Here is a 25,675-nt window from a genome sequence, read left to right as displayed (position 1 = left end):
ATACTGAGAGCCGGCGATGAAGGAGGTTCTTCGCGAACCGCTTGTGCATTTTTTCCTGATCGGCGCGGTCGTCTTCGGTCTGTTCGCCCTCTTTGACGACACGCCGGTGCCTGTGTCCCAGCAGAAGGTCATCGTGACGGTCGACGATGCCAGCCGTCTTGCCGCCGAATTCGAGGCGACGTGGCGCCGCGCGCCGACGCCAGACGAACTCGATCATATGATCGCGCAATACATTCGCGAAGAAATCTACGTGCGCGAAGCGACGACTCTCGGCCTTGACGAGGGCGATGCTGTCGTCCGGCAGAGACTGCAGCTGAAGATGGAATTCCTGACAGAAGCCGGGGCAAAAGCTGTCGATCCGGACGACACAACGCTAGAAGCACATCTTGCAGCGCACCCAGACAGGTTTGCCAAAGAGCCGCGCGTAGCGTTCCAGCAGATCATGCTCGGCGACAAGGCGAGCCACTCGACCGTGATGGAAATCCGAGCCGGCCTGAACGACGGCGGCGACCCTGTGGACATAGGTCAGCCCAGCTTGCTGCCGGCCAGTCTTCCCGCAAGTCCGCGACAGGTGGTTGATGGCACCTTCGGCTCCGGTTTTTTCGATGCGGTGGCTGGACTGCCAGTTGGCGAATGGGTGGGCCCCGTGGTAACGCCCTTCGGTCGCCATCTCGTCTTGGTGACCGAGCTTCAGGAAGGCGGTTTGCCGCCGCTAAATGCGATCCGCGAGCGCGTGCTACAGGACTGGTATACAACGTTCACAGCTGAACTGCGCGAGGAGCGTTTCGAGGCAATGCGCGCGCGATACCAGATCACGGCGCCTGATGCGGCAGAGGTTCTTGGCCGATGATCCGCTTTCTCATACTCGCATTTTTTGGGCTTTTCGCGCTTTTGTCATCCGAGGCACGAGCGCATGCTCTGGAACCGGGCTTTCTGGAGGTCATGCCTTACGGAGCCTCTGAGTGGCGGGTGACCTGGCGCAAGCCACAGGTACAGGGTCGGCCAATGGCAATTGATGCCGTGCTGCCCGAAACGTGCAGCCCGCGTCGCGGCGGCGCGCCCGCCTTTGACGGGCGGGCCTTTTTGACCGGTTGGGTCGCGACCTGTGAGACCGGCCTCGCGGGTGGCGAAATTCGCATTGAAGGGCTGGAGCGCACGCGGACCGACGTGCTCGTGCGCTACGCCACGTCGCCCAATGCCACGCCGCAGGCAACACGCCTGACCGCCGCGACACCTGCCTTTTCGGTACCGGCAGAGCCTGGGCCGCTCGGCATGGCCGCCGGATACTTTGCGCTTGGCGTCGACCACATCCTGAAGGGTATCGATCATTTGCTGTTCGTGTTGATGCTGCTGCTCCTGATCCGAGACTGGCGGCGGCTGCTGGCGGCGATCACGTCCTTTACAGTTGCACATTCATTATCGCTGGGCGCGGCGAGCCTTGGGTGGATCGTCGTGCCCGCACCGCCGGTCGAGGCGATCGTGGCGCTCTCCATCGCCTTCCTTGCGGCAGAGTTGCTGCACGAGCGTGGCGACCGACTTCGGCTTTCCGAGCGGTATCCTTGGGCCGTCGCCTTCGCCTTCGGACTGCTGCACGGGCTTGGCTTTGCCCGCGCGCTTCTGGAGGTAGGCTTGCCCGAGGGCGACGTGCCGCTGGCACTCCTGTCCTTCAATCTCGGCGTCGAGGCCGGGCAGTTGCTCTTCATTGCTGTGGTGCTGGCGCTTGGCGCGGCGTTTGCCCGACTTTATCCTGCTATTGTGAAGGCCCTTGCGACACCGGGTGCAGCCGGACTGCGCGCCATCGCATACGGCGTAGGAACGCTCGCGGCCTTCTGGACGGTTGAACGGGTGGCGGAATTCCTCGTATGATTGCGGCAAGCCCCCAGACCGGATCTGGCCGCGTAGTCCTGGCTGCCGCGATGGTGGCCTGTCTGTTACCGACGTCGCTACACGCACACGACGCTTTTGGCGATCTGGGCCCGTTCTACGCAAACCTGCTTCATCCGTTGGCCGATCCGCTGCAAGCCGCGCTCCTGGTGGGCACCTCCGCATGCCTCGCCGTCCGACCGCTCAACGTTACGCGGCAGCTTCTGCCCATCTTTGCCGGAGCTGCCACGCTCGGGGCCCTCATTCTTGTTTTCGGCGTTCCCATGGTGGCGCCGCCAATCATTGCCGCGCTCGCTGTTTTGATCGTGGGGCTGTCGGCAGTGCTGCCCGATACGTGGACACCGCTCCCTGTGACGCTCGTGCTCGTCACCGCGACGGGCGTGCTGACCGGGTTGGCGCCCGGCGCCACCGCCGAAGGAGCTTCCTTACAGCCCTTTCTTGGCACGGCAATCGGGATCGCTGCGCTCGCTACGCTGGCATGGTTCGGTCTCGAAACGGCGGGCCGACGCCTCACGCCACTGGTACCGAAAATCGCCGGATCCTGGGTCGCGGCGGTCGGTATCCTTATCGTGGCTTTTTCCGCATGAGTTGGAAACGAAATATCGTCACCCCGAAAGCATGGAAGCGATTGGTCGAGTCGGTGCTGCGTACCTTCGAAGTTCTGGCCATGGCGGTCTCGACGCCGAAGGCCGTTGATACCTCTGGCTTCCACTTCTCTACCTTTCCCCCTGAAGTCCCCCTTTCTCGGCAAATCGCGTCCAGCGACGCGCTGATTGCCGCTCGCCCGGCGCGAGGCGGTCCCTTCCGTTTCACGGACATTCAGGTTCTGAAGGGCCAATCAATCGCGTCCGGACCGCCTCAATTGATCGACAGTGGCACCCGGCGCTTGCTACGGCGTAAAGCCGGGCTTGCGAGAGCACCCGGACTGAGCGGGGCCCTCGTCAGACCATGAGTTGCGTCAGTTGATCCATCGGCGCACCTCAACGGCCAAAAGGAGAAAATGACGTTGTTTTTGAAGTTTTTACGCGTTGCGACGGTAGCAAGCCTCGGCTTTCTCCCCGCTTGTGGACCGGCTGTGTATGACGAAATCGATTTAATGCCCGCGCCAACAGTCTATGCGGAGACTGAGGTGTCACCATTCGCGAACGTCACCCATGAAACTGTCTCCGACCGGGCAAAACTGTTCTACGTCACAGACAGGATGCCGGCTGAGGCCGAAGATCCGCAAGTCTACTACAACAATGAACGCGGGCACATGCTGCGCGCTGGTACCGCAAGGGTTGGGATTGATCCGCCCATTGAGACTTGGGACGAAATAAGCCGGATCACCCTCGCAAGAGAAAGGGAGCGTAGTTATACACTGAAATTGTCCGAGGTGACGGAAGTCGGCATTCTGCCTTTCAGCCTGAGCCGATACTTCGAAAATGCGCCCACCAAACAGGCGATGAATGCAGCGGGTAAGAGCTTTACTGCACAAATTGACGCTCAGCTTGCGCGATCCAAAAATAAAGACATCTTCATTTACACGCATGGCTACAATGTGGACTTCGACTACTCGACGCTCGTGTCCAAGGAATTGCAGCATTTCCTTGGGGCTACCAGGGCGCCTTCATCAGCTACAACTGGACCGCAACACCAAGCCGGCTGGCGTATTTCCGGGATCAGGGATCCGTTTTGTCCACCAGGCGGAACCTGCGCTCGCTGATCGAATACCTGTCAGACAATACGCGCGTGCGCCGCATTCACCTGATCGGATACAGCGCTGGAACTCGGCTTGCCTTTGAGGCCGCTTACCAGCTTGCCTTGCAAGCTGAAAATAAAACCAAACTGGGGCATCTGATCTTGATCGGCAGCGATCTAGACACCTCCTTTGTTTTGCAGTCACTCGAAGATGGTTTGCTTGATGTGGTGGAAGATCTGACCTTCTACCAGTCGCAAACAGATTCCGCGCTGGCGATTTCAAAGTTTGTTTTCGGCAGGCAGCGGATTGGCCAGACTGCCGAACCGGATGCGTTACCCCCTGGGCTTGTCAAAGGGTTGGCGGAATTCTCTGACCTGCACATTGTAGACGTAACAGAGGCCGAGGCCGCGGACACTGGCAATGGTCACTGGTATTTTCAATCCTCTCCCTGGGCGAGCAGCGATCTCTTTATATCACTGCTGACTGACAAGGCACCGGGGGAACGCGGGCTCGTGCGGCCACAGAGGGATTTCGTGTGGCGATTTCCTCCGAACTACCCGGCCGTTCTGAGGTCTTTGGAACCGGGCCTATGAAGAGAGCTGACAATCGCGTGGGCTTGCGGCTGCTCAGCAACGCACGGTACGCATGTGCTTCCCGGCTCTTGATGAAGACCTTGCTGAACCACCCCGAACGCAGAACCTGAGCGATCCCTCGGGCATCCGTCCCATCGGTCTTATTGCGCATTGCAGACAGCGCTGCGTTCACCTGGCGTGCTTCCATGCACACCACATCAAAACCAGCGCCTCGGAGACCGAAGTAGAGATGCTGGCTCATTGCGCCAGACTCGAACCCGATCCGGCACTGCCCCGTCGGCACATCGTGCAGGCAGCCGACAATATCCTCAATCTCACACGCCACAACGCGTTCGAAGACGTGCTTGCCATCGGTATCAATCACGCAGACGGCCACAGACCGCAGCGACACGTCCAAACCAACAAAGTAATCCATCTTGTTCTCCTCAGATCGCAGAAATCACTGCAACTCTATCGAGAACCCGACCCATCCATCAGGCCAGCCCGATTACCCATGCTTCGTCTCGCACTGCAGGCCTTCACCCTTCGAAAATGCTGCACGATAGATGAATGTCCGGTCTCGTGAAGCTGCGCCGCAGGGATCAACCATCTGGTCAAGGTCCGGAATGGGCCGTTTACACCGCACAACACGTCGCTACGAATGCAAAATCGGCTTAAACCACCCCGATCAGTTTGGGGTCAACGCGGTCATCCGACTGTTTTTCTCAGATGACGGCTAAGCGCCACTGAGCGGTCGCTCGGTAACGGGAAACCGAACTTTTTGCTCTCAATGACCGTTTCGCGCGATAGCAGACGCTGACGAAAAATGGCGCTATGACCGGCTTGCGGACTTTGCCGTCATTCGTTTTTCGCACTTGGCTGACGCAGCATCGCTTTGCGCTTGCGGTAAGCCTATCGCTGCGTTGCACCTCATGTCTCCAATGCGGCCCTCATAATATTGCGTCTGGTTCCAAATTTAAACTGCGCTTTCGCTGCGATGAGTGCGAGATAGAGAGTCGCGGGACAGAGCGGAAATCGCATGAATTTATGGTCGAGTTTCAAAACAGGCGGGGACAGTGCTGCACCAACTCTTACACTTCCAAAACAGACCAGCACTGGTCGATTGTCTTCCATGATCGCCGAGCGTATCCCGGATTTGCAAAGGACTAGTTGAGTATGCAGCAGTGACAGAAAAGGCGGAAAATCCACCCGAACTGCGCCATCGGGTGATGGCTGGCTTCATCGGCAATGTGGTCGAGTGGTATGATTTTGCCCTCTACGGCTACCTTGCCGGCGTCATCGCACCAGTGTTTTTTCCGTCGAGCGATCCGACGGCGGGCCTGATCGCGACCTATGGCATTTTTGCTGCCGGGTTTATGATGCGCCCATTGGGGGCCGCGGTATTTGGCTGGTTCGGCGATCGCTACGGCCGGGCGCGCACCATGCAAATCTCGGTTGCCATGATGGCCCTACCGACACTTTTGATCGGGGTGTTGCCGACCTATGCACAAGTCGGCGTACTGGCACCCATACTGCTCGTCCTCATCCGGCTTCTGCAGGGGCTCTCGGTCGGTGGCGAGTTCTCGTCCTCGGCCACGTACCTCGTGGAAACGGCACCCACGGGCAAACGTGGCCTGACAGGCAGCTGGGCGAACATTGGCTCCATGACAGGCTCGCTGCTAGGGGTCGGTGCAGCGGCACTTGTGACGAATATCTTCGATGCCGAAGCCCTTGGGGACTGGGCGTGGCGCCTTCCGTTTCTTGGCGGTGCGCTGCTGGGGGCGCTCGCAATCTTGATGCGGCGCAACCTGCATACGTCAGAGCGCTTCGCGCAGCATGACACAGCGCGGGAGCGGACCTCTCCCCTGATGCAGGCGTTCACGGTCAACCTCAAAGAGACACTGTTAGCGCTGGCCTTTGCGGCCAGCTACGGCACCTGTTTCTACCTTTGTTTCGTCTATCTCCCGGAATGGCTGTCTGGGCAGGATCTTATGGATCGCAGCACGGCCCTGGTCATCAACACGGCCATGACCGTGCTCGTCATTCCCTTGATGCCGCTCATGGCAATTGTTGGGGATCGCGTGCTGGCGAGAGGTACATGGATCGGCCTGGCCCTTCTCGGTCTGGGGCTTTTCGCTTGGCCCTTGCATGCATGGATGATGGCCTCGGGTGGCACGCTCATTTCCGTGGTCGTTTTCCATTTAGTCGCCTTCACGTTGCTGTCTGTCCCGCTTGGGTCCGGCCCTGCGCTGTTCGTCGAAATGTTCCCCGAGTCCGATCGTCTGTCGGGATATTCGGTCGCGTTCAATCTCGGAATGGGCGTTTTCGGGGGGGTTACCCCCATGATCGCAACGGGCCTGATTGCATCGACTGGGTTTGCAACAGCGCCAGCCGTTTACATGACGGTCGCGTGCGTCTTCGCGGTCCTATGCCTAGCTTTTGTTCCCGATAACAGCCGTGGCCCGTTGCGGTGAAGGTGACGGTTCCTTGCGGCGTCGGGCCAGAGGCAAAGCGCCCAAACCTCCGACACCGCCCCCCCTCGAACAGTTGCCGGTCTGGATACCCGGCCGACATCTGACACCTCATCTGCGACCACTAGTGTTCCACAGGCGTGCCGAAAACCATCGCCAAAATCCCCGCCAAGGCAATCAGGCCAAAGACGGTGGCCTTGAGGGGCTTGTCAGAGGCGTGGGCGGACACCGCCGCAATGCCGGCTTGGGTTGCGTAGTAGGCTGCGAACGCGCGCGACGCGTAGCTGATGATTTCGAAGATGTTTGCTGTCCACGTCAGGAACAATCCGAAACCGACGATTATGACATAGGCCAGCTTGGTGGGAATCTTTCCGCCTGAGACCTCGCCAATCAAGCCGCCTGAGCCGCCCGTATCCGCCACCGCCGCACTGAATTGCGCGCTGAGCGCCGCCGCGACCAAAAGCACCGGAAGGATAGGCGCGACCACATCCATCAGGTCGATGATCGACGTCTCGTCCAGCGAGAACACCTTGGTATCGAAAGCATAGGTCAAAAGACCGATATATGTCATATAGATCGCTGCCGAGATCCATTGGGCGAGTTTCATGGATCGGACCCGGGTCGCCGCGTCATATGTGTCGCCAAGATATCGTGAGGTCTCGAATCCCTGCACCGTCACGATCAATCCAGCGGCTAGCATAATCGCTTGCCAGCCCGACACGACGGGGCTGTGTATCAACAGTGGAGCGGCGCGTGCAGTCTGAGCGAAATGGATCGACAGTCCGACCAATAAGCCCATGATGATCGACAGCTTGAGCCCTACAGAGATCTGTTCGACACGCTCGAGGGCGGAAAAACCGCGCAACCAGCCCACCGCCAGTATGACCAGAAAGACCGCCGTTGTCAGAAGTTTGGCGGACCGAGTGTCATCCAGTGCGCTGAGGCTGACACCAAAGGCTCCAAAGAGGTTCAGATAATACGTGACCGAAATCACATACGCGAAGGCGAGGATGCCCGATGCCACACGCTCGGCCTGCTGGGCCATAGGCGCGCGCTCTGCCGTGGTGTCGATCCGTTCGATATTGAAGCGAATGGCCCAGCCGAAAAGGTGAGCAGTCAGACACAGCGCGAGCATCGCAAGCGGCGCATAAGCCCCATAACTGACTTCGAGGATCGGCCCGAGCACCAGAAACCCGCTGCCGATAATGGAGGCCAAAGGTGTGATCGTCGCCCGCCATAGCCTTGCGTTCGCCAACCGGGGCCAGGCCAGCAGGGCCCCGGTTAGAACGACACCAAGCAGGATCAGAGCGTCTACCATGGATGCCCGCGCCCGGACAAAACTCGCGCCACTCGCCAATCAGGACGAGGCTAGATCAATGCTGTTTATCCAGTTCATGGCGTCCTGCTCCAGCGCACTGACATGGTGGTCGTGCACTTCGGTCTCAGTGATTTCCTTATCGAGCGTATCTTTCAGGAACGCGTAACGCGCCATCAGTTCGCCGCTGGTGAGATTGTGGCCGTCATTCAGCCCCTGCTTGAACTCGATTTTTTCTCTGGCAGCTTCAATCTTGGCGCTGATGGCATCCAGTTTGTTGTGCAACTCGCTCATCGATGGCATTTGGGGACCCCTTTCCGGACATCTTGCAAAATCGACCGAACAGCTTTGCCTCCTCCAGTCCCGCAGTCGTCACTGCCGTGACTGGGATGTTGGTCAGAGAGAAGGCCATTCAAAACTCTCATTGAAGACTTGGCAATTTGCGCGCGGCGATGCAACCGGCGAACCCACAGCGCTTGTCCCTAATACGTGTCTCGGATCTCCGGATATCGCGAGCGCGACCACACGGCTCTAGCACGAAGTAGAGAGACAAGCTCGACGCATCTTGGAGGATGGTGCATATCGGACCGGACCCCAAGGCGGGATCAAACCCCATCCGCATAAAGACCCGAGGCAGCGTAAAACCTGTGAGGGCTGAAACCGCGCCGCCGCCCAGCACAGCCAAGCCAACAGCCAATGCCAAGGATGCTTGATCGAAAAAGAAAAAGACTGCCCCAGATGCGATCAACCTCAAGACGCCCCCAATCGAGAGCCCAATCATCCATTCATCACGTAGGAGCGGACCTATTGCGACATCTTGCATGGAAAGACTGCGCACCGAGACCGACACAGCCTGCGTCCCGATTGCCCCGGCAATGTAGACAAGGGCAGGGACAAAGAACGCAGCCGCGACGTTTTGTGAAAGTGTATGTTCAAAGCCGATCATGACCATTATAATTAGCGACGAAGCCAGCAGACCAAAGATCAGCCACGGAATGCGACGTGAAAAACGGTTTAGGATCGACGCGTCCAGCGCGGCCTCTGAACCATGCTCCTGGGTGGCAATACCTGCAAAGCGCTGCAAATCCTCCATGTGCTCGTCACGCAAGATTCGGAAAACTGCTTCGGGCGAAGGCCGGACGCGACTGAGCCCGGACCTGCAAACAGAGGCAGACCGAAGCGCACATTTTTATACTGTTCAGGCCGGAACACACACAATTTCCTGGGGACGCAATATCATTGTTCATTTAGCGTTCGCGCCAAACCAAACACTCCGGCTCGATCGGAGCAAGACAGGATTGAGCGTTACTGATGCGGACAGAGATAGGTTGATCCTCCAGCCAACTTCTTCAAAATGACGTTTCCAATCTTGGAGCCACTTCTTGCCGCCGGCCAGGAGAAAGCCAGTTTTACGATCGACGAATTCAGACCAGAGCACGCTCATCGATTGGTCCGCTTAGGGCTCAAAGCGGACAATTGAAGCTCAACAATAGGGAGATTAATTCATTCCAGATCGCAAAATTATTATTGTTTTTTGGGGTGGAGCCAAATTTGAGTTTCGGGCGATTGAGCGGGAAGCGGTCGAGATCGGCTCGCAGTGGTCAAACCACATAGGGAATCCCGCTCAGCAGGAACTTATTGGGGCGACCTACGCCGATGGTCAGGGGGATTTACGACTTATTGCTGCAGAGATGGCAGGAATATCGTTTGAAAACGTTTGATCTGTAGATTTCACAATAAAAAGGCGACGTCCGCTACGCGGACCTTGCGGCCATCCGCATTTTTGGCCCGGAGGGCCGCTCGCAGCCCAAACCGGACCTTCATCGCCGGGCTTCGCAAACTCTGAGATGCGGACGAAACGGACGTTCGCCAAGTCAATCCCGAATAGCAGCAAAATTCATAGCGAATATCTGAACCGCCACTACTGCATTCCAACCAGTGCCAGCGTTTGATCCCAGACCGTCCTTTCGAGTTGGACAGGGTCTTGCTCCGTCTTGCCTTGTCCTGGCATTCGGGCACCTACGTCCAATGCGACGCCTGCAGCGATTTGTCCAAGACGCTCGTAAAAATCCGACGAAGTACAAGGATCTATCAACAGATAGTATTGCCCAAGATCATGGGGCGGGCCTTCTGGCGCCTTGAGGGGTAAGACATCTCGGCTGATGACGCTGCCCGTCATCCCGGCAGCCAGCACCTCGGCCATTAACCCGAAGCCCCAACCCTTATAGCCTCCTACGCTGACCAATGAGCCGCCAAGCGCGGCTTCGGGGTCAGTGGTGGATTGACCTTCCGCATCCAAGGCCCACCCTTCGGGGATTTGCTCGCCAGCGGCTTTTGCCATTGTGATTTTCCCAAGGGCCACGGTGGTGGTCGATTGGTCGAACTGCATGGCAAGTCCGCCTGAGCCATCTGGAACCGAAAAGGCGATCGGGTTGGTGCCGATCACCCGTGTCTTGCCGCCGGGGGGCGCAACAATCGGCGAGGCATTGGTCATGCCAAGCCCGATCAGGCCTTGCTGCGCAATCTGTTCGGTGAAGTAGCCCAGAGAGGTGCAGGTGTGAGCATGGGCTACGGCAAGACTTGCCACACCGCATTCTCTGGCCGCGGCAACAGCCTCGGGCAGGCCACGCGAAAAGGCCGGTTGCGAAAAGCCATACATCGCATCTACGATAACGGCCCCAGGGCGGGGCCGCGATACAACTGGATCAACTGTTCCATCAACGCGTCCGGTTCGTAACTGCTGGCAATAGCTTTCGAGATAGTAGAGCCCACAAATCTTGTTGTTCACCGCCTCGGCTTTGCGCACAGCCTTGGCGACCTCCGCAGCGATCCAAGAGTGAGCACCATGCCGTTCTAATGCTGTTTTTGTGGCGATTTCGATCTCGTTCAAAGATATTTCGGGCATGAGGATCCTTCCTGATCAGCGAATTGGCCCATCGGGCCTTCAACTTATACTGTCAGTGACTTTCCGCTGCTTTGGCAACCACTTCGCGATCAAGTTAAAACCCAAGACTCGGATGACCGCATTGGGCAGAAGAGACGTTCAAGCCAATAAAATGGGTCGAAGTCGTGCGACGGCCGCTTTCAGCAAGACCGGACGGGTCCCAAAACCGAGGCAATTGCCGCTTTGCGGACAAAACTGCCCTTCGAAATTTACCGGTCGGCTTTACTGCCTCAGATGCTTGTCAAGAAAGTCAATCAAACGCTCGCTCAGGGCTTGTCGCGTTCCATCGTCGCCAAGCGAGGGCGTGTTGTGAGGATAGAAATGGGGAAATCCGGGGATCCAAACCAATTCATAGTCCGCGCCCGCATTACGCATTGCCGAGGTGAAGCCGGGGGCTTTTTCCAAAACTGCGGGTTCATCGTATTGTGAAATGACATGAAGTGTCGGTGTCTCGTCCGCAGTCGTGACCGTCGTCGACAGATCAATCGCTGACAAAGGCGGCGACAATGGAAAAATCGCCGTTACAGGCGCATCCAGCCCATGCGCAGCGTTAATGACTGTTGCCGCACCAGCAGAGTGTCCACCCAGCGCAATTCTTTCCGGGTCAATTCCGAACCTCTCAGAAGAAGAACGAACGAAGTTGACTGCTTTTTCCAAGTCTTCTGCAGCAGAAAGGATGGTTTTCCAAACAACAATTTTGCCTTCCTCTCCTTCGAGGGGGCCAAGACCCAGTGAACCTCGGGCAAAATTGACGCGTCGCATTCCCGCGTCTGTCAAATCCTCTTCTATGGTCACCACCCAATCTGCATCCAATGCCATTTCAGGTTCTGGTAACTCCGGGGCCAAACGGTACTCGATAACAAAAACCATGTAGCCCAGAGGTGCGAGCAGATGAGCATAGTCTTCCATGCGGTCATGGATCGCATCAAACTCAGTATATGGCGCTTGACGCCGTCCTCCGCGTTGGAAGCCCCCGCCATGTATCAGGATGACCGCAGGCTTAAGCGTGTCGGTGTTGGCAATAGATCCGGTATAATCTGCATTGTTTGACGATGGTGAATAAACATCCAACAGCAGGTCGCGTTCAACCAATGCCCCGTCTGAACTCACCACACCCTTTCCGTACGGCACATCCAACTCGACTTCGTAGCCAAATTCTCCTTCAGCCAATGCAGACGACGCGAAAACCGTCACGGCAATAAATGCTTTCGTGAAAAGTGCTGAAAGGCGTTTCGAAATCTCCATAAAGGATGCTCCCATTAAAATGCGCAGACGACGCCGCAAATCTGCCGGTTTGTTCCAACGGTCTGCGTAGAAAGCTACAATGAATACAGTTCGAGTCCAGAGACAAACTCTACGACCGCCATGGGCTCGTGGCGGTCACCTGACTATTTTTGTCAGATGACCGCTTTGCGCTCCTAAGAAGGCATTGAAGAGCTCTGCGGTCTCGTGCTCACTCCGAAGTGGGTTGCTCGACCACCGCCAAAGCAGTGCTGATCCGCTCGCACAGCTCTTCACCTATCCGGATGTGGCGTTCGAGCTCTGCGATCTCATCTGGGTCGGTCTCGTGGACCAGTGCTTCACGCAGATCGTCGATGTTGGCACGGAGGTCAGGGAGCTTTTTACGCCAATAGTCGAGTTCCTCTTTCTCTTCTTTGGTCATTGGTCCGACAATGCGCACCTTGCCAGTTCGGAAGTCGATCTTGATGTGATCCGGATGCGGGATAGGCTCATCCATGGTTTCTATCCCGGCTTCCGCACGCCTGCGCAGTTCCTTCTCCCATTCGATCTTGTAGGTGAGCGCCTTGTGCAGATATTCCGTATGGAGCATGTTGCGGGAGCTTTCCACCTCTGCCAGCAACTGTGAGAAGAGCCGCTGCGCGCGGTGTTGGCCCTTGGCGGCGTTCACAGCCAGAGACCGCATGACCGCCTGCGCCATGGGAATGGTCACGCTGCGGTGCCCTTCCCGGATCGTGATGTCGCGGTATGCCTCATCGAGAATGATATCCTTCATCCGTTCCTCATGCATGCCCGGACTTTTGTTCTTTGATCCCCTGGGCCGCCCCTTCGGATTGCCAGACTTGCCCGGTTTGAAGCGGGTGTCTTTCGGCGGTTTACCATATCCAACGTCATAGCCGGGTCGGGCCACGAGCGCGCGCTTGTCCTTGTAGCTGCTCATTCCGCCGCCTCCATCGCCTTGTTTGCCAACGCTGGCGTCCAGCCGCAGAGAACCTGCGCCGCCTCGTCCCTGGCATAGGCCTCCCAGCGGGCGATGATGCGATCGCAATAAATCTCATCGAACTCGCAGAGATGCGCCCGACGCCCGGTCTTCTCTGCCGCGATCAATGTCGAGCCGGAGCCACCGAAGACATCCAGCACAATGTCGCCGCGCCCCGAGACATCCCGGACCGCGTCTGCAATCATCTGCACCGGCTTCACCGTGGGATGCAGCGCCAGTTCTTCCATGCGCCCTGCCCGCATGGTGTTGAAGCCGCGATATTCCCAGACATTGGTCCGGTAGCGCCCGTGCTGGCCCAACTCGAAGGTGTTGATGTGCGGCGCATCCCCTTTCTTGAACGCGAAGATCAACTCGTGCCGCGAGCGATAGAAGGTGCCCATGCCGCCGTTGTCCTTGGCCCAGACAATCAGGTTCTTTAGGTCGTTATAGACCCCCTGCCCCGCTGCAAGTATCTCGCCCACGTGACGCCAGTCCATGCAGATGAAGTGGATCGAGCCGTCGACACTGTGATCAATAAGGTTGCGGAATGCGCGCCGCAAAAAGCGCGTGAACTCTGATGCCGACATCTCACCTGCTGCCATGGCAAACTCACGATGCTGCGTCTTGCCCGAGTTGCCGACGTGACCGTTGATCGGGACATTGTATGGCGGGTCCGTAAAGACCATCGTCGCGGTCTCGCCGTCCATAAGCGATGCAACGGTTTCTGCGTCCAGGGCGTCGCCGCAGATGAGCCGGTGCCGACCGAGCTGCCAGATGTCGCCCGGGCGCACGCGGGCCGGAAACTCATCCGGCAACGCTTCATCTGCCGGATCGCCGTCCTCTTCAGGCGCCACAGCTGCCATCAGGTTGTCGATCTCCGGGATCGAGAACCCTGTCCCGCCGATGTCGAAGTCCAGATCGTCGGACATCAGCGCTCCGAGTTCCACCGCCAGCAGGTCCTCGTCCCAGCCGGCATTCAGTGCCAGCTTATTGTCCGCCAAGACATACGCGCGTTTCTCTGCCTCGGTCATATGATCGAAGCGCAGACAGGGAACATCGCCCCAGCCCAGAAGCTTCGCCGCCGCCACCCGCCCGTGCCCGGCAAGGATGGTGCCGCCCTCGTCGATCAACACCGGGTTGGTGAACCCGAACTGCATAATACTGTCGGCAATCTGACGCACCTGTTTCTTAGAATGTGTCCGGGCGTTGCGCGCCCAGGGTTTGAGGTTTTTGATTTGTACTGTCTCGATAGACGCCATGTTCAGGCCTCCTGTTGGCGCATGCGCGCTTCGGTTATTGATGCCAGCCGCAAAACAGCCGACGAATTGTCTGGAAAAGCCCGCACTGACGAGACGGTCACGCAACCGCGATAACGTTCGCGGACGACGAAGCCGCAAAGATGCGGCGGGCTCAGGCTCCCATCCGGGTGACGCGTCCTGTCGAAGGCATCGTGTCCGTCCGGGTTGACCTCATCTTCTCATCGTTTCTCGAGCGACGGTGCATAGCGCAGAATCGCCCGAGGAGAACATATCATGAACACGATCATTGGCAAAGGGTGTATTTACAGGTTCGTATTTTGTCTGGCGTTGGCGCTACCCTGTTTTGCGCGAAAACATTCCCTGTTCACACTGGCGCCTTCCCTGTTCTGGCGCGCAATATTCCCTGTCCCCAAAAGAACAGGGAATTGCCCCCTAAACCCCTGCAAACCGGCACTAAATCAGGACAGAAATCGTCAAAACGGGCCCCCCAGCGCCCAAAACCACCGATTTTCCCTGTAAATTCCCTGTAAACAGGGATTTTGACCCCAGACTGGCTAGCCGCAAACTGCCCGCACAGCCAACCACTTCCTGATTTACAGCTGACGAGAGACTGCCTTGGTATTGTGGCGTGTTTTCCGACGCTTGAGCTGCGGGATTTCCGACAGAAACGCGAGCATGAGCAGGAATCAAGCCAATTTCAAGCCGTAGTCTCAGTTTGCGATTCCGGCGGTACGAGTTTGGAAGTTGCGCGGAGGTTCTGGCTTACAACTTGCCGAACAATTCGCGCTGGTCTGCCCAGACAGCCGGCATACCTGACTTGATGAGATAGTCAGACGTCAGGCCATCCGGCTGTTCGCCATTTGCGATCGCGTCGAGGATACCCGGCGCGAGCATTGCGAGATCGACATCGTCCTGCACCCGGCGCTTTGATGTGCCATAGGCCTTTGCGATCTCGGAAAATGTCTTGCCATCAATGATCATCGGCATCCACTTCTGTGCCTTCACGATATTTTGCACGAGCGTCTGGTCCATCTCTGGCGGCGACTCGCCCAGATGCAGTTTCAGTTCAACGCCGCGCCGGCGCATCTGAAAGGGTGATGTCAGTGTCAGGTCTTCTGCATTGATCCGAGCCGCACCACAGTCGAGGACGCGGGCGAACTCACTTGCGGCCAATCGGAGCATCAGAGCTCCCGGGCTCACGTCAGCCTGGTCAACCAAATCCAGACAGGCCTTTGTCTGCTGGATGGCCAAGAGCCTTGCTGTCTTCTCGGCAACCTCTGATGCCGACAGATCCCGGATTAGCCGCGTGACTCCATCGGGGCGCTGCAGATGCGTTCGGATCAGATCTGCGATCAGGCTCTCCAGTTGCTCAGCCGGCAGACGCCAGGCGTCTGGGTGTTTCCGGCTCCGATCCTTTACCAACCTGTGAGAGATGTAATAGCGCAGGCGCTTGCCATTCTTCCGGCTGTGGCTTGGCGTCAGCCGATCGCCGGTTTCGTCGAAGAGTTTGCCTGCCAGCAGCGACCGCGTGGCCTTGCGCTTTGTGCCCCGGGCCTTTGCGGCTCCTCCCTCCAACATTTGCTGAACCCGATCCCAGACGTCGGGATCGATGATCTCCGGGTGCTGCCCGTCGAAGACCTGCCCCTTGTGACGGATGCGCCCGGCATAAATGGGATTGCTCAGCAGATGATGGATGTGTCCCCGATCAAAGGGCGTCCCGCCGGAGACGCGCCCTGCCCCGCGCACCCGCCGACGCGATCTCAGACCAAGATCTTCCGCACGCTCTTTCACCGCCCGGATCAGGCCGTGTTCCAGGTAGAGATCGTAGAGGGTTTTGATGGTCAAAGCCTCGGCTTTGTTGATCCTCAGTGTTCTTCCATCTGCCTCATAGCCGAGCGGGACATTGCCTCCCATCCAAAGCCCCTTGCGCTTGGAGGCCGCAATCTTGTCCCGGATGCGTTCTGCCGTGACCTCCCGTTCGAACTGCGCAAAGCTGAGCAGCACATTCAGCGTCAGGCGCCCCATGCTGGTGGCGGTGTTGAAGCTCTGGGTGACCGAGACGAACGACGCATCCGCCTGGTCCAGCCGCTCAACCAGCTTGGCGAAGTCGGCCAGTGACCGGGTGAGGCGGTCGATCTTGTAGACGACGATCTGATCCACGCGTTTCTCGTCCACTGCCTGCATCAACCGTTGCAGGGATGGCCGGTCGAGATGCCCGCCCGAAATCCCGCCATCGTCATAGCGCTCCGAGAGCAGTTCCCAGCCTTCATGCTTCTGGCTGGCGATGTCGGCCTCGCAAGCCTCACGCTGCGCATTGAGCGAGTTGAAGTCCTGTTCGAGCCCCTCTTCCGAGCTCTTGCGCGTGTAAATGGCGCAGCGGATCCGACGCATCACTGAACTCCGAAGAACCGTGGCCCAGACCAGTGCGCCCCGGTGATAAGTCGGGCGATGGCGGAGAGCGACCGCCATCGCTTCCCATCCATGACATAGCTGCCATCGGCGACCTCGACCTGATAGGTGCGGCCATTCCACTCGCGGATCAGATGGGAGCCAGGCTTTGCGTTGGTTGGTGGTGCTTTGCCGGACGCGATCTGTCTCAGGCGCCGGGTGGTCTTGACCGACACACCGCCCAGCGCCCGGTTCTGCGTCTCCCAGATCAGCACCCGCTTCATGAACTGCGGGGAGAGGTATTTGGGCGGGGGCCGTCCAAAGGTCTCTCGCCAGCGCTCAAGGCACTCAGAGCAATCCATGGCATCGATGCTCGCTATACTGGCGGCAAGTTCACAAGGCTGGTCTGTGGTGATTGGATGTCGCTTTCTTCGACGATCCGATAGACGGAGCCCTTGTCGCTGTCGCTCCGGTCAATCACCCATCCGGTCTTGCGCTGTGCGGAGATCGCCGTGCGCGCCGTATGAGCCTGCCAGCCGAAGATCGTCTGAAGTTGCGCGGGTGTGACGCCAGACTTGCGTTTGAGCAGCTTTTGCAGCTGCGCGCTGCGCGTGGGCTTACCCCTCGCTGCTTTTGCATTTTGGGGTGTGTTCTGTTGCCGGGATGCTGTTGTCATCGGTGATCTCCACTCTGTGGGCGAAGGGTCTTCCCCCGCCCTGTACTGAGTGGAGCCCGGGCATTCCGGGCAACGACGACGCTGCCAGTACCGCTCCACGGAGCCCCGAAGTCCAGTCTATTCTGCTGGAAGGCACCGCAGAAGACCGAGCCTGACGAGAAGCATCATGTCTGCTTAGTGCAGAGAGGCGGACATCTGACAGAAACCTTCAGATGTCTCCTGCGAGCCCGAAGCGGGAATTCAATTGTCACTTCAAACGTGTGGCGTCTACCTTACGGATCATCACTTGTCACTTAGGATATTCCCATGCCAGCATTGCTTGTCGTAGACGAAACGATCACGAATTCTGAACTTTTCGACGATTATAAGCGCGCAGTCGTTCCAACGATTGAGAAATTCGGAGGACGTTTCCTCGCGCGCGGTCCAGAGTTAGAGGTGTTGGAAGCGAGCGGGAGATGGGAACCTGGCCGTTTGGTCATAATCGAATTTCCGGACATGCCTACTTTGAAAGCCTGGTACCATAGTCCCGAGTACGCGACGGTTCGTGAACTTCGCTTTGGATCGGCGTCATCGACGCTCGTGGCCATGGACACGAACACGATTGATCAAAAAACTGAACGGTGACCCCGACCGCAAGGTAGTCATCGGTGCACCAAGCTACGAGCGGCCGAAACGAGCCCGAAGCCGACTGGTGTCAGATCTCAACACTTCTTCAAGGCGACAAATTCATCAAACGTTTGGACCACTTCACCATTGGAGCAGGCCTGGTTTCTGTGACTCGAAACCCTTTGTCGTCGGGAAAAGCGAGCGCATCCGAGCAATCATTTCAATGTCACCATCCAACATCGTTTGGACCGTGTTCAACCAGGTCCTAAATGCCTCAGATTCCCAATGGTCCTGAACGGCTGCTTCATCCCGGAACACTTCGTAGAAATAGAACCTATTGGGGTTTGCCATATCTACCATGATCTGAAACTGGAAAACTTCAGCTTCCTCACTGACGACGCTTTGCGCTTCGAAGATACTGGCGCTCAAAAAAGACTGCCTGTGCTCAGGTTTGACATTTACCGCGAAGAACCCTCCGCTCATTCCATCGTCCATATTGAGCCTCCTCGGTTGCCTGCAAGACCGCCCCGCGGCATCAAAAGGTCGTAAGCCGTTGGATAGCACCTGTCTGCGGCTTTTTATCAGTCTACACCACGCTAGGCGGATTGCCTGTTTGTGTCTGCATAACCCCATCCTAGTGCAGATGACAGTCCGTGTGATATTTCTGTAAGAGCTTGGCCGACCTTGACCCGCATCGCGGGTGTAAACACCCGAACGGAAGCTGTCGCACCAATGGACAGCGTCGAACCAACGCCTGTATTGGCGAGTGTTACGGCCACAGAGCTTATCCCTCGCTCCAACTCCTCCACGCATTCAGCGTACCCTTTGGCCCGAATGGCCGCGAGTTCCTTTTCCAGGTCTTTTCGATTGGTGATTGTGCGTTCAGTATATCGTTTGAGCTGCCCCTTCAGTTCGTCATGAGACAGCAGATCTGGAGAAATGGCGGCAATTGCCTTGGCGCAAGAGCACGCGTGCACAGGCCGTTTCCCAATACCTGGATGAAGGTACGACACGCCCGTCTGAGGCGTCGCAACATGAATGATCTCAACCCAGTGGCCGCGCAGTCGTGACAGAAAAAATGCGGCGCCAAATTCACTGGCTGCACCGGAGAGCACAGGCTCAATGACTTCCAAAAGTGCAGGATCGGAGTAATCGCTCGAAGCGATACGTTTCAATCTGGTTCCTATGGCAAATTGCCCTCGCGCGGGTGCTTCAAGAAGCCCGGAAAACACAAGACCCTGAACCAGTCTGTATGCCGTCGGTTTCGGGAGGCCGGTCTGAGCGCAGATATCGGCTACGGTCGCACGTCCTTTTTGACCAACGACTTCCAATATTAGCGCTAACCGTTCGAGATGCATAATTCTCACTATGTGATAATCTTATTTTCGATATACGATATGGAAAACAGAATCAAGGGAGGGAGAATATGATGGATGGAGCATGCTGTGGACCGGGCTATTCGAGCCCCCAAGACGCCATCAAAGCCCCCCGTGAAAAGCTGCTTTACACTATCGCGATCTACACCGGCACGGGTATCCAGAAACCCGATTACCTCGCGACTGTTGATGTCGATCCCGACAGCCCGACCTATTCGCAAGTGATCCATCGGTTGGAAATGCCCGGCATCGGGGACGAGCTTCACCACATGGGATGGAATGCCTGTTCGTCTTGTCACGACGACAGCTCGATGTCGCGGAAGTATCTGATCCTGCCCGGCGTAAGGTCCAATAACCTTCACATCGTTGATACGGCCACCGATCCCCGTGCGCCTCGTCTGCACAAGGTAATCGACGGCGCAGAGATCAAGGCCAAAGCCGATCTGTCCGGCCCCCACACCGTGCATTGTCTGGGCTCTGAAATCATTATTTCCTTCCTTGGAAACGCCAAAGGCGAAGCTCCGGGCGGATACCTGCATCTGGACAAAGAGTTCAACATCGTCGGGCGCTGGGAAAACTCGATGGGTGATATCAAGTTTGGCTATGACTTCTGGTACCAGCCACGCCACAACGTGATGGTCAGTTCAGAATGGGCCGCGCCCAACACCTTCATGCCTGGCTTCGATCTGGAAGAGGTCGGGCATCTGAAATACGGACGCGAGCTGCACTTTTGGGATTTCGAAGCGCGCGAACCGATCGAAAGCTTTTACCTCGGCGAAGACGGGCTTTTGCCGCTGGAGGTCAAATTCCACCATGACCCCGACAGTACCCATGGGTTCTGTGGCGCCGCGCTGTCGACCAACGTCATTCATTGGTGGAAAGACGGTGACAAATGGACATGGGAAAAGATCATTGATGTCGAGAACGAGATGCATCCTGAATGGCCAATCCCCTTGCCAGGTGTGATGTCGGCGATCCTGATTTCGATGGATGACAAATACCTCTATCTCAACAACTGGCTGCATGGCGACATGCGCCAGTACGACATCACCGATCCCCACAATCCGAAACTGACGGGCCAGGTCTTTATGGGGGGTCTTCTGGGCAAAGCACCCGTTGTGAACGGTGTCGAAGTCGCCGGCGGCCCGCAAATGTTCCAGCTGTCACTGGACGGGCGCAGGCTCTATGTCACGACCTCGCTGTTCTCGACCTGGGACAACCAGTTCTATCCCGAGATCCGCGAAAAGGGCGGTGTGATGGTGATGATCGACTGCGATCCCGAAAACGGTGGCATGAAAATCAACGAAGACTTCATCGTCGACTTTGGGAATGAACCCAATGGTCCGTCACGTTGCCACGAAAGCCGGTATCCGGGTGGCGATTGCACAAGCGATATCTGGCTATGACAACCCATCAGGTCACGATCAGCAATCGCGACAATGCCGTCTATGACGTTAATGACCGCCGTCCGCTGCTCGAGCAATTGCGTGATCAGGGGGTCGATCTGCCCTATGGGTGCGAATACGGCGGCTGCATCACCTGCGCGGCAAAGCTGACGGCTGGTGCGGTCGATCAACGACGACAAGTCGCGCTCAACAACCGGCAGATCGCGAACGGCTATGTCATCCTCTGCGTGGCGCGCGCGACCTCTGACATCACTTTGGAGATCGGTGTTGAAAGCCATGACACGCTTTACCGCAATCCATTCCTCGACCCTCTCAAACCCCACGAACTCAAGGCAGACATTGCGACGCCGAAGGAAGGTTAACCGATGCCCGAAGCAGATATCGACCGCATCTATGATTACGATCCCAAATACCTTGCCGACATTCTGAAATCGGTCAAAACGATTGCCATGGTGGGCGCCAGCGGCGACAAAACGAAGTTCAGCTACGGCGTTCTCCGGCAGCTGAGCGAGATCGGCTATGACATCTTGCCGGTAAACCCCAACCCCAATGTGACCGAGATCAGGGGCCTGAAGGTGTACCATTCGCTGGAAGAAATCGACAAACCCGTTGATATGGTCGACGTTTTCCGCCCCAAAGAAGAGCTATATGGCTGCGCCGAGAAAGCAATCGCCATCGGGGCCAAGGTGCTTTGGGGGCAGATTGGCGTTTATGATGACAAGGCAGCAAAGCTTGCCGAAGATGCTGGCCTTCAGGTCGTAATGAACCGCTGCCCCAAGATCGAACTCTTCCGCCCGTTCTGGAAACCGCGCCTTGATCTGAAGATCTGACCCATACCAAGAGACTGCCGCTTGCCGAGTAGCCAATCAGCGGGTCTGCTGACGCGTTTTTCATCCAAACATCGGCAAAAGTATTCGGCGCGTCCACTATCGCAGGCTTTCGTGCTCAATCTCAGTACGGCTGCTTTGTCCCGCGCAGCAGTCATTGGCACCAGATGCTGCAAACGGCTGTTCAGAGCCCATTGCGGTCGCTTAGCAGCTAACATTCGTGCCAAACGTAGCGGTTCCAGACGGCGGGCTTCCGTCGAGATTTGCTGGTTCGAGCTGAATTCCTTGACTTATCGCAAATCGCATCGCCGGAAATTGTGTATCAGTAATAGGCGTCACAGCAGATGCGAAATCCAATATGGATACTACCTCCCTGATCGAAGTATATTCCGAAATTTCACTTCCGCTTCTTAGCATAGTGCAGACTATGGTGCTGTTGGCAGTGGCTTTACCACTTGCAGCCATATCTGGATTCGTACTGGGCAGGAAATTACGCCACCGGAGCTTGTCAAAAAGCTAAGAAATCGACTCTTTTGTTGGAGAGACAACACTGGGCGCCATTCTTGCTCTGCTTGGTCTGCTACTCGCCTTCTCGTTTGGCAATACATTGAGTATCAGCAACGAGGACAAAAGAGTGATGGTAGAAGAAGCTGCAGCGTTGGGAACAGCGTTCGGGCGCGCGGATTATCTGCCTGATCCTGGTCGGACTGAGCTTCAGCTTGCGATTTATGAGTACACTCAAACCCGTTTGTTTGAGGGATTTTCGACTAAAAGCGGCCTCGGGAGCGCTCAGACTATGCTGGGTGTTAGTCTCGAAGCCCAAGCTAAACTCTGGCCATTGACCATTGAACTGACAGCAGACCCTCTCTCCCCCGCGTTAAAGACATTTATAGCAGGCTCCGTAAACGATGTATTGGATGCTCATCTGCGCCGGACGCTAACCTTGTCCACGCCTGTTTCGGATTTGTCGCAAGCGATGGTACTCGCTACAGCTCTGACCGCTCTTTTCCTGCTCGGCAACCGCGCGGGTACACTTGGCCGTGCTCTTACTTGGCGAACCTTCGTATTCTCGGGTTTTCTTTTCGTAGTTATGATGACGATAACCGACATTCAGCGAAGTGAGGAAGGGCTGGTCCGAATGGATGACACGGCCTTACGGGCAACAATCTTGGAAATGAAACTGGCTTTGGGAGGGCGGAGTTAGGTCGCATTCTGCGCCAGTAGTTTCTTTGAAGCATCTATACATTCAAGATGAACGACGGTTTTGCCCGCATCTCCGACATCAGTCACATGCGCAACAAATTTTGGGATTTGGATGAAAAATAATGGCAGAGTGATGAGGAATCGGTGCGTCTCATTGTTTTAGATCATCGGGTCCAAGGTTGGAAAAGACCGTTACGCGCAGCCCAGGTCTTAGTAGATATTGCGGGTTTGCCACCTCAGCCCAAATCGTCAATTCGCCAGTCTCGGGATCCACGTCAGCTGATCCATGCTTTGGAACTGCCTTGTATTCGTATGTCCAAGTATCCGAAATCTTGATCGACAACTGAACTTTGGAAAGCACAGATTCCAAGTCGGTAAGTTGAGTAATGGCCAATTCTTCTAATCGCTCAACATATGGAATTCGGTATGCAACGAGGATCGGATCCATCTGAACGATTCGCGCGAGAGATGAAGTGAAGCCGGGGGATACAAGGCCGCCTACTTCGATCTGATTTCGCCCAATTTTGCCTGTAATTGGAGCGCGAAGTAACGTCCGGTCTAGCTTGTCTTGCTCTGTTTCGAGGGTTGCAAGTGCTTCATCCAGAACGGTTTCGGCGAGAGCGACGGAGACCTCCGACTTCAGGAATTGGACTGCGCTAATAATGCCGCTGTCCTGCAGTTTTTGAGTGCGTGCATACTCTTCTTGCGCAGCATCCAAAACCTTTTCTGCGCGTCTGACCTTAGCTTCAGCATTTCTTACAGCAAGTTCATATGGCCGGTCACTCAAGGTGATCAAAACGTCGCCGGCAGAAACTGCCTGCCCAGCCTCAAAATGAATCTCTTCTATGGTGCTTTCGACCGCCGCTGTTACATCAGCGCGTCGCACCGCCTCGATTTGACCAGGGAAACCTTGGTGGGAAACTTGCGATGCCTCGGTGGATGCTGTTTGTGCGCGTGCATTATTCGGATACGCAAGTGCGCTGAAGAATAATGCGACAAGAAGAGCAATCCTGAAACTTCCAGTCAAAATTTCAGGGAAGCAGCCCCGAACGATCATGAAATCCACCGCAATCTCCAACCGATTTCCAGCGGAAAAGTTGCCGGCAGTCGTGGCAACATGTTCCACATAGGCAATGCAATAAAGTGGGAACAACTCTAGCCAGTCAGTGCAGGTCAGCATTAATTTGAGTCAACCGGTGAAGCTCTTGCGAAGTCTTGTATGAGCTGTCCCCACACTAGCCACAAGCGTTTCGGCTCAAATTCCGACACACCGCTTCGAAGCGAAACACAATCTAGCGTTTCATTGCGTTGAACGACTGGTTTGTCCGCAAGCCGGTCATAGCGCCATTTTTCGTCAGCGTCTGCTTTCGCGCGAAGCAGCCGTTCGAGGTTGGAGGTTCGAAATTTTTCTTGCCGAACGACCGCTCAACGATACTTAGCCGTCATCTGATAAAAACAGTCAGATGACCGCCTTGAGCCCAAACCTGCCTGAAGTCAGACACGCTGGGAAAGCCTACAGGGTCATCGTGACGGCGGTCGCGCGAAAGCTTATCATTATCGCAAATGCCCTGTGCAAAAGGCGTCAGAAATGGGAGCCGGGGCGACCGTGACAGATGCAGTTGCTAGATCGTTTGGTCGCAGGAGGAGGCGCGGAACCCAAGTTATGCCAGAAAGTTGTTGACAGTCAGATCAGGCTGCTCGGTTAAGTCGCTTGATCCCGTCCTTGAACTCAACCTCTTGGACGACTTCGGGCGTGCGATTGGCACCTTCGAGCTTATGCCATTTGGCCTGCTTTGATCGTCAACTTGAACGCCATGGCGAGGCCGGATTTCCGGCTCTGGCAGCCCTTGGTCTTGACGGTGTGGTGGCGGACCGCGGCAAAGGTGCTCTCGATTGGGATGCTCGTTCTGATTTGCTTCCAGTGTTCGGCGGTAAAACCATAGTAGGCGAGCAGGACGTCTCGGTCCTTGACCTGCTTGGGCCGTTGCCTTGTCGTATTTTACCCCATAGGTCTCGACGAAGAAATCGAAGGCCGCTTCCGCTTCTGCCTTCGTCTCGGCCTGCCCGATGTTGTGCAGGTGGCACTTGGCTTTGGGCCGCACCGATTTTGGCATCGCGTTGAGCACGTTCCCGGTTTTGTGGACCCAACAGCGTTGTTTACGCGCCGCAATTCCCTGCTGAGAAAAGGATATGCCACATGTCAGAGACTGACTTCGCCCAGCTAAAACCCTGCGGAAGCTTAGCGACAGCCTCTTATGACAGAGCGATACATTTCACCAACGGCATATCGCCTTAGACGTTACCTTTTATGTTATTTGCAAAGCGCGGTCGGGCGACAACGAAGTTTTTCAGTTCGATGTTGCCCAAGCCAACTTTGAAGGGTGGCACAAACGTGTTGGACGTCTCAACCAGGATCAGAGTATTCTGATCTGACATCAGGGGCAGAGCATCCCGATATTGCAGAATATTGGCGTTCGTCAATTTTTCAGTATACCCACCGCGTATTGCAGACCAATTCACCGAGTGGCTGTCGGACGCCTCATCGTATAGAACCAACGATACTCTGAATTTCAGATCGGACTGATTGGTCACCATCAAACTGAACATTTCTTCCATCGAGTCGATGTAAACGCTGTTGATTTCCCTAGTTTCACGGGAAATTACGTCACCAATCGTATGGGTCGCTTTTATGTTCAAAGAACTCTGTCTGTAGGCTTCGAAAAACGTATAACCTGCAAGAATAGCCCAAAAAAGCATTGGGGTAATCAGGACTGCTTCGAGAGAAATTGAACCCTCTTCCTTTGATTGAAAACGTTTCAGGCCATGCGTCAGAATTCGCTTAATCATGA

General features: G+C 56.4%; 26 protein-coding genes and 3 pseudogenes. 12 read left to right on the top strand and 17 right to left on the bottom strand.

From position 1 onward, the window contains the following. Nucleotides 1–16: 16 nt before the first annotated feature. The 6 genes and pseudogenes from AC2FIT_RS20015 to AC2FIT_RS19990 all read left to right on the top strand — a co-directional run. Complete coding sequence (locus AC2FIT_RS20015) at nucleotides 17–850, top strand: peptidyl-prolyl cis-trans isomerase (RefSeq protein ID WP_496831854.1); 834 nt, start codon at nucleotides 17–19, stop codon at nucleotides 848–850. After that, entirely contained in the window at nucleotides 847–1,866 is a 1,020-nt protein-coding gene (locus AC2FIT_RS20010; protein ID WP_496831852.1) for a HupE/UreJ family protein, read from the top strand. The genes AC2FIT_RS20015 and AC2FIT_RS20010 overlap by 4 nt, the downstream gene beginning before the upstream one ends. After that, nucleotides 1,863–2,471 carry a HupE/UreJ family protein gene (locus AC2FIT_RS20005; RefSeq protein WP_496831850.1) on the top strand — a complete coding sequence of 203 codons (609 nt, stop codon included), beginning with the start codon at nucleotides 1,863–1,865 and terminating at the stop codon, nucleotides 2,469–2,471. The genes AC2FIT_RS20010 and AC2FIT_RS20005 overlap by 4 nt, the downstream gene beginning before the upstream one ends. Then, the gene (locus AC2FIT_RS20000; protein ID WP_496831848.1) at nucleotides 2,468–2,836 is read left to right on the top strand and encodes a hypothetical protein; all 369 of its coding nucleotides are present in this window, start codon (nucleotides 2,468–2,470) and stop codon (nucleotides 2,834–2,836) included. The genes AC2FIT_RS20005 and AC2FIT_RS20000 overlap by 4 nt, the downstream gene beginning before the upstream one ends. A gap of 48 nt (nucleotides 2,837–2,884) precedes the next feature. Further along, nucleotides 2,885–3,589: a hypothetical protein gene (locus AC2FIT_RS19995; RefSeq protein WP_496831846.1), complete on the top strand. Its 705-nt coding sequence runs from the start codon at nucleotides 2,885–2,887 to the stop codon at nucleotides 3,587–3,589. Then, a pseudogene (locus AC2FIT_RS19990) lies at nucleotides 3,496–3,957 on the top strand (alpha/beta hydrolase); the annotation flags it as partial. The gene AC2FIT_RS19995 and the pseudogene AC2FIT_RS19990, both read left to right, overlap by 94 nt. A 76-nt stretch (nucleotides 3,958–4,033) precedes the next feature. Here the strand turns inward: AC2FIT_RS19990 and AC2FIT_RS19985 are convergent. Then, the gene (locus AC2FIT_RS19985; protein ID WP_496831844.1) at nucleotides 4,034–4,573 is read right to left on the bottom strand and encodes an IS110 family transposase; all 540 of its coding nucleotides are present in this window, start codon (nucleotides 4,571–4,573) and stop codon (nucleotides 4,034–4,036) included. A 748-nt stretch (nucleotides 4,574–5,321) separates the two neighbouring features. Here AC2FIT_RS19985 and AC2FIT_RS19980 point away from each other — a divergent pair. Then, complete coding sequence (locus AC2FIT_RS19980) at nucleotides 5,322–6,611, top strand: MFS transporter (RefSeq protein ID WP_496831842.1); 1,290 nt, start codon at nucleotides 5,322–5,324, stop codon at nucleotides 6,609–6,611. A gap of 121 nt (nucleotides 6,612–6,732) precedes the next feature. Here AC2FIT_RS19980 and AC2FIT_RS19975 read toward each other — a convergent pair whose 3' ends face one another. From AC2FIT_RS19975 to AC2FIT_RS19930, 10 genes are all read right to left on the bottom strand, one after another. Next, on the bottom strand, nucleotides 6,733–7,926 hold the full coding sequence (locus tag AC2FIT_RS19975; RefSeq protein WP_496831840.1) for an Aq_097 family APC-type transporter: 1,194 nt from the start codon (nucleotides 7,924–7,926) through the stop codon (nucleotides 6,733–6,735). Between the two features lie 39 nt (nucleotides 7,927–7,965). Further along, the gene (locus tag AC2FIT_RS19970) at nucleotides 7,966–8,217 is read right to left on the bottom strand and encodes a 3-ketoacyl-ACP reductase (protein ID WP_496831838.1); all 252 of its coding nucleotides are present in this window, start codon (nucleotides 8,215–8,217) and stop codon (nucleotides 7,966–7,968) included. A 127-nt stretch (nucleotides 8,218–8,344) separates the two neighbouring features. After that, nucleotides 8,345–9,016: a magnesium transporter gene (locus AC2FIT_RS19965; RefSeq protein WP_496831837.1), complete on the bottom strand. Its 672-nt coding sequence runs from the start codon at nucleotides 9,014–9,016 to the stop codon at nucleotides 8,345–8,347. A gap of 828 nt (nucleotides 9,017–9,844) precedes the next feature. Further along, nucleotides 9,845–10,828, bottom strand: a complete 984-nt coding sequence (locus AC2FIT_RS19960; RefSeq protein ID WP_496831835.1) for an Ldh family oxidoreductase — start codon at nucleotides 10,826–10,828, stop codon at nucleotides 9,845–9,847. Nucleotides 10,829–11,089: 261 nt separating this feature from the next. Continuing rightward, complete coding sequence (locus tag AC2FIT_RS19955) at nucleotides 11,090–12,151, bottom strand: alpha/beta hydrolase (protein ID WP_496831833.1); 1,062 nt, start codon at nucleotides 12,149–12,151, stop codon at nucleotides 11,090–11,092. A 169-nt stretch (nucleotides 12,152–12,320) separates the two neighbouring features. Then, on the bottom strand, nucleotides 12,321–13,046 hold the full coding sequence (locus AC2FIT_RS19950) for a DUF5681 domain-containing protein (RefSeq protein WP_496831831.1): 726 nt from the start codon (nucleotides 13,044–13,046) through the stop codon (nucleotides 12,321–12,323). Continuing rightward, nucleotides 13,043–14,344 (bottom strand): site-specific DNA-methyltransferase, encoded by a 1,302-nt coding sequence (locus tag AC2FIT_RS19945; protein ID WP_496831829.1) that lies wholly within the window; start codon nucleotides 14,342–14,344, stop codon nucleotides 13,043–13,045. Before AC2FIT_RS19945 ends, AC2FIT_RS19950 begins: the two co-directional genes overlap by 4 nt. Nucleotides 14,345–15,106: 762 nt before the next feature. Beyond that, entirely contained in the window at nucleotides 15,107–16,735 is a 1,629-nt protein-coding gene (locus AC2FIT_RS19940) for a recombinase family protein (RefSeq protein WP_496831828.1), read from the bottom strand. Further along, nucleotides 16,735–17,094, bottom strand: coding sequence for a DUF2924 domain-containing protein (locus AC2FIT_RS19935; RefSeq protein ID WP_496831827.1), 360 nt, complete (start codon nucleotides 17,092–17,094; stop codon nucleotides 16,735–16,737). The genes AC2FIT_RS19940 and AC2FIT_RS19935 overlap by 1 nt, the downstream gene beginning before the upstream one ends. Before the next feature lie 14 nt (nucleotides 17,095–17,108). Then, the gene (locus tag AC2FIT_RS19930) at nucleotides 17,109–17,408 is read right to left on the bottom strand and encodes a DUF3489 domain-containing protein (RefSeq protein ID WP_496831825.1); all 300 of its coding nucleotides are present in this window, start codon (nucleotides 17,406–17,408) and stop codon (nucleotides 17,109–17,111) included. 306 nt (nucleotides 17,409–17,714) lie between these two features. Here AC2FIT_RS19930 and AC2FIT_RS19925 point away from each other — a divergent pair, with 306 nt between their 5' ends. Continuing rightward, nucleotides 17,715–18,032 (top strand): DUF1330 domain-containing protein, encoded by a 318-nt coding sequence (locus AC2FIT_RS19925; RefSeq protein ID WP_496831823.1) that lies wholly within the window; start codon nucleotides 17,715–17,717, stop codon nucleotides 18,030–18,032. Nucleotides 18,033–18,155: 123 nt separating this feature from the next. On the opposite strand, the gene AC2FIT_RS19920 is transcribed toward AC2FIT_RS19925, so the two are convergent. The 3 genes and pseudogenes from AC2FIT_RS19920 to AC2FIT_RS19910 all read right to left on the bottom strand — a co-directional run. Continuing rightward, nucleotides 18,156–18,509 carry a putative quinol monooxygenase gene (locus AC2FIT_RS19920; RefSeq protein ID WP_496831821.1) on the bottom strand — a complete coding sequence of 118 codons (354 nt, stop codon included), beginning with the start codon at nucleotides 18,507–18,509 and terminating at the stop codon, nucleotides 18,156–18,158. Nucleotides 18,510–18,610: 101 nt separating this feature from the next. Further along, nucleotides 18,611–19,189, bottom strand: coding sequence for an IclR family transcriptional regulator domain-containing protein (locus tag AC2FIT_RS19915; RefSeq protein WP_496831880.1), 579 nt, complete (start codon nucleotides 19,187–19,189; stop codon nucleotides 18,611–18,613). Nucleotides 19,190–19,237: 48 nt separating this feature from the next. Then, a pseudogene (locus tag AC2FIT_RS19910) lies at nucleotides 19,238–19,372 on the bottom strand (helix-turn-helix domain-containing protein); the annotation flags it as partial. A 68-nt stretch (nucleotides 19,373–19,440) separates the two neighbouring features. Here AC2FIT_RS19910 and AC2FIT_RS19905 point away from each other — a divergent pair. From AC2FIT_RS19905 to AC2FIT_RS19890, 4 genes are all read left to right on the top strand, one after another. Then, entirely contained in the window at nucleotides 19,441–20,796 is a 1,356-nt protein-coding gene (locus tag AC2FIT_RS19905) for a selenium-binding family protein (protein WP_496831819.1), read from the top strand. After that, the gene (locus AC2FIT_RS19900) at nucleotides 20,793–21,158 is read left to right on the top strand and encodes a 2Fe-2S iron-sulfur cluster-binding protein (protein ID WP_367879701.1); all 366 of its coding nucleotides are present in this window, start codon (nucleotides 20,793–20,795) and stop codon (nucleotides 21,156–21,158) included. Before AC2FIT_RS19905 ends, AC2FIT_RS19900 begins: the two co-directional genes overlap by 4 nt. Nucleotides 21,159–21,161: 3 nt before the next feature. After that, nucleotides 21,162–21,626, top strand: a complete 465-nt coding sequence (locus tag AC2FIT_RS19895) for a CoA-binding protein (RefSeq protein ID WP_496831817.1) — start codon at nucleotides 21,162–21,164, stop codon at nucleotides 21,624–21,626. A 604-nt stretch (nucleotides 21,627–22,230) separates the two neighbouring features. After that, a complete protein-coding gene (locus tag AC2FIT_RS19890; protein ID WP_496831815.1) occupies nucleotides 22,231–22,827 on the top strand; it encodes a hypothetical protein in 597 nt (198 codons plus the stop codon). 150 nt (nucleotides 22,828–22,977) lie between these two features. Here the strand turns inward: AC2FIT_RS19890 and AC2FIT_RS19885 are convergent, their stop codons facing one another. From AC2FIT_RS19885 to AC2FIT_RS19875, 3 genes and pseudogenes are all read right to left on the bottom strand, one after another. Then, entirely contained in the window at nucleotides 22,978–24,006 is a 1,029-nt protein-coding gene (locus AC2FIT_RS19885; RefSeq protein ID WP_496831814.1) for an efflux RND transporter periplasmic adaptor subunit, read from the bottom strand. Between the two features lie 509 nt (nucleotides 24,007–24,515). Beyond that, a pseudogene (locus tag AC2FIT_RS19880) lies at nucleotides 24,516–24,988 on the bottom strand (transposase); the annotation flags it as partial. 130 nt (nucleotides 24,989–25,118) lie between these two features. Continuing rightward, the gene (locus tag AC2FIT_RS19875) at nucleotides 25,119–25,673 is read right to left on the bottom strand and encodes a TadE/TadG family type IV pilus assembly protein (RefSeq protein ID WP_496831812.1); all 555 of its coding nucleotides are present in this window, start codon (nucleotides 25,671–25,673) and stop codon (nucleotides 25,119–25,121) included. Nucleotides 25,674–25,675 lie beyond the last annotated feature (2 nt).

This window comes from Ruegeria sp. YTSA135 (assembly GCF_059610165.1).
The sequence above is the reverse complement of the archived record's forward strand: the minus strand, read 5'-3'. Positions and strand labels throughout refer to the sequence as shown.